2 protein-coding genes are annotated in these 4,157 nt (G+C 39.3%); both read left to right on the top strand.

The window, feature by feature from the left end:
- Positions 1–1,136, top strand: a 1,136-nt coding sequence (locus J536_RS23275; protein WP_032064119.1) for a ShlB/FhaC/HecB family hemolysin secretion/activation protein, incomplete at its 5' end; no start/stop codon positions are given.
- 46 nt (positions 1,137–1,182) lie between these two features.
- A partial coding sequence (locus J536_RS23280) for a filamentous hemagglutinin N-terminal domain-containing protein (RefSeq protein WP_032064120.1) occupies positions 1,183–4,157 on the top strand: 2,975 nt, incomplete at its 3' end.

The following is a 4,157-nucleotide window of genomic DNA, read 5'->3' on the forward strand; positions in this document are numbered from 1 at the left end:
AACGAGCTTATACGGTAGATATACAAATTGTGCCGTCAAATGAGTCTGTTCAGGAAGCTAAAGGGTATAGTGATCTGATTATTAAGTTACAGCCACAATCAAAAATCAATTTAAATTTTGGTCTGGATAATTCAGGAAGTAAAGATACAGGTCGTTATATAGGTAGTCTTGGACTCAATATTAATAATCCATTCTATTTAAGTGATTATTTTTCTTTTAATTTTAGTCATTCATTAGATAACTTAAATCGAGACTTAAATAAAAACTACTTTGTAAGTTATCAGCTTCCGTTAGGAAATTATGATTTCAGTACTAGCTATAGCCGTTATCAATACGAGCAAAATGTATTGGGTGCAAATGGTGTACTACGTTATCACGGCTTAAGTCAGCAGGGTAATTTGAATGTATCTCGTGTACTTAGCCGAAGTGGACAGCATAAAACTAGCCTCTATGGCAAGCTCTACCATAAGCAAAATTCAAACTTTATTGATGATATTGAAATCGAAGTACAACGTAGAAAAACTTCAGGCTGGAATGCAGGGATACAACATCGCCAATATCTGGGTGATGCTGTATTAGATGCGGGTTTGGATTATCGGCATGGCACAGGCGCATTTGATGCGTTGTTAGCACCAGAAGAACAAATTAAGGACATTGATAAAAATCCATTACCATCAGAAGGGTATTCCCGTGCACCAATATGGAGTGCCGATTTACGTTTTCAAATGCCATTTTTGCTTTTAGATACGCCTGCTCAATACCGTTTGAACTGGCGTGGACAATATGCTCCACGAGTTTTAGTACCTAATGATCGTTTTTATATCGGTGGTCGTTATAGCGTTCGAGGTTTTGATGGTGAACTGATGCTATCAGGCGATAACGGACAGTATTTACAACAGGAAATCAGCGTAAATACAAAAATTCCAAATACACAAATGTATGTTGCCGTAGATCAGGGCTGGGTTAACGGTAAGAACAGTATTGCTGGGCAGCGCCATCTAATGGGGAGTGTCGTAGGTCTACGAAGTTATCTGAACCATTTTTATATTGATGCCTTTACAGGGCGAGGCCTAATCGCTCCGCAGAGTATAAAAAAAGACTGGATATTTGGATTTAGCCTAAATGCTTTTTATTAAGTTTCCTTAAGAAACAAAATTAATTTTAATTAGAGAAAACTGACTTATGAATAAAAATCTTTATCGAATTGTTTTTAACAAAGCTCGTAACATGTTTATGGCTGTTGCGGAGAATGTTAGAAGCCAGAGCAAGGCGGCAGGACAATCTACCTCCTCAGAAATAGAGCGTTCGGGACAATCATCAGGACAAGAAAAATCATTTCATCAACTGTGGCATGTCAAGGCATTAGTAGCAAGTATTAGCTTATTAGTACCATTTGCTCCTGTCTATGCTGCTATTGTCGCAGATAGTGCAGCAAATGCTGCTAATAGAGCAGTCATTGGTGCTGGTAAGAACTCAGCAGGTACAACAGTTCCAGTGGTTAACATTCAGACTCCCAAAAATGGTATTTCCCACAATATCTATAAACAGTTTGATGTATTGGCAGAAGGTGCAGTCCTGAATAACAGCCGTCAGGGTGCTACGACAAAAACAGTAGGAAACGTTGCAGCCAACCCGTTTTTAGCCACAGGCGAAGCGCGAGTTATTTTAAATGAAGTAAATTCATCAGCCGCTTCACGTTTTGAAGGGAACTTGGAAGTTGCAGGGCAAATGGCTGATGTCATTATTGCCAACCCGTCTGGTATTAATATTAAAGGTGGTGGTTTTATTAATGCCAACAAGGCAATTTTTACCACAGGTAAACCCCAGTTAAATGCTGATGGCAGCATCAAACAGTTTACGGTTGACCAAGGGAAAATTACGGTCTCAGCGAACCCCAATTCTAAATTTGGTTTGGGTGGAAATAATAACGATGCAAATTATGTGGATCTCTATGCGCGTGCATTAGAGCTTAGTGCTGAGCTACGTGCTAAAAATGATAGTCAGGTGATTGCTGGAGCAAATAATCAAAGTGCAGATTTACAGGATGATACACCTAAAACAGGTACTGGAACTGCACCGACATTGGCGGTAGATGTTAAAGCGCTAGGTGGGATGTATGCCAATAATATCTATTTGATGGGAACTGAAAAAGGCTTAGGCGTGACTAACGCAGGGACTGTTCAGGCAGTTAACAATCTGGTGATTACCAGTGCCGGAAAAATTGAACACAGTGGCACAATCAGTTCGACCAGTAAAACCCAAGGTTTAGTGAACATACAAACAACGGGTACGGGTGCAGCTGCCGATATCAACTCATCAGGGAGTATTAACAGTAATAGCATGTTAAATATCGATTCAGGTAATAACCTGAATGTAAATGCTAAAGAAATTATTATTAATGTCGGTAGCCTGGCTTCCTCTCCTTTAATTGTTAATGCCAAAGGTAATATCAATCTGGCTGCTGATACCCGCATTATGGATGATGCACAAGGTGGAGATGTCTATATTGATGCAGCGAATATCAATCTGGCAGCGGGCTCGGAACTTAAAAGTAACCGTGGTACAGCAACCATACAGGTACAAAAAGACTTGGTGGCAGCAAAAGGCGCAAAACTGATTGCTGCCAAAGATTTAAATGTTTTAAGTAACGGTAAGTTATCACTTACAGAGAACCATATACAGGCGTCATTAGGTTCAATCAACCTACAAGCAAATTCGGCTAATATTCAAAACCTGATTGATCTTCAAGGTGGGACGATCTATGCGGGTAAAGATCTCAACCTGTATAGTTCAGGAGATCTAAACCTAAAGAATCTTGGTTTTTCACTTGAAAACGCTGCAACCAGAGTTAAAAACATTAAAGCCTACAGTGGACGTGATCTGGTCTGGAATAATGCTGACAAGGCACTTCCGCTTATTACAGGTCTGGTTCAGTTGGATGCAGCCAATAATTTAACTGTTACAGCAAAAGAAATTTCCAACAAAGACAGCATTCAACTACATGCCAATCAAATAGCACTCAATAGTGCACTGACTTCACAAAAAAATATTGATGTGAGTTCTGAAATTGCTGACCTTGTTTTAAGTCAGGCACTCAAGGCTCAAGGTGATATTAATCTAACCGCACTTGCTGGTGGAGTTACTGCAAATAGCTTAAAGGCCACATCTTCTGCTGGAAAGATTTCTATACTCGCGAATAAAAATATAAATTTAAACTCGACCCAGACAACCAAGGCGATGCCTTCAGCTGATAAAGATGAATTAACAACTGATCAATCCGTTATTAGTGGTTTAAAAGGTGTAACACTTGGCTCGATTGGTGATGGCACCGTTAACTTACAGTCAGTACAAGTTAATGCGAATCAGGGCGATATATTAGTTTCGAGTAATAATGGAATCAATCTAAAGGCTAATAGTGATGTAGTTGTTACTGGGGATACGGGCCGATTTAAAACGGTAAATAATGTTCTAAAGGGACAAACTGTTTCGATAGAAAATAGCAAATCTGATATTAAAATCCAAAATACAGACCTCAGCTCAACGGTTGGTAAACTTGCGATCAATAGTAGAGCAGGCATGAGTACAATTATCGACAGCGTATTAACGTCAAAAGGTAATACTGAACTCTATGCAAAAGATTTACTGACTTTACAGGGGGTGAATGCTACTTCAGACCAGCATCTGGCGGTAAGCTCTGGTCGTACGGTTTATAGCAATGCTGAGTATACGCCAGCGACCAAATGGATTGCGGATAAAGTAACAAACTTAACGTCTAAAGGGGTAACCTCTGTAACGGCTACAGGAAACCAAGTATTACAAAATACAAATTTAACCGGTGGAGCTGTTTTATTAGAGGCGGGTGGTTTTATTTTAGGTCAGACTGGATTGAACTTAAATGCAGTCGGAAGTGATTTACTCAAGAATGATACAAAGTTAAATAGTTTAAATGGTGACCTAACAATTCAAACCAATTCTAACTTAACGATTGATCCAAAAGTTTATAGTCTAAAGGCGGTAGGTGATATTGAACTCGTTTCTAAAAATGGCACTTTAACTTTAAAAGGCTATGGTGGAACTGCGGGGAATGGATCGGAACAAGTTGTTAAGTTGGATACAGCAAATGGTGGTATCAATTTAGAGGGTGCTAAAGTTGATAT

This window comes from Acinetobacter sp. 809848, from assembly GCF_000581275.1.
GTDB classification, from domain to species: Bacteria; Pseudomonadota; Gammaproteobacteria; order Pseudomonadales; family Moraxellaceae; genus Acinetobacter; species Acinetobacter pittii.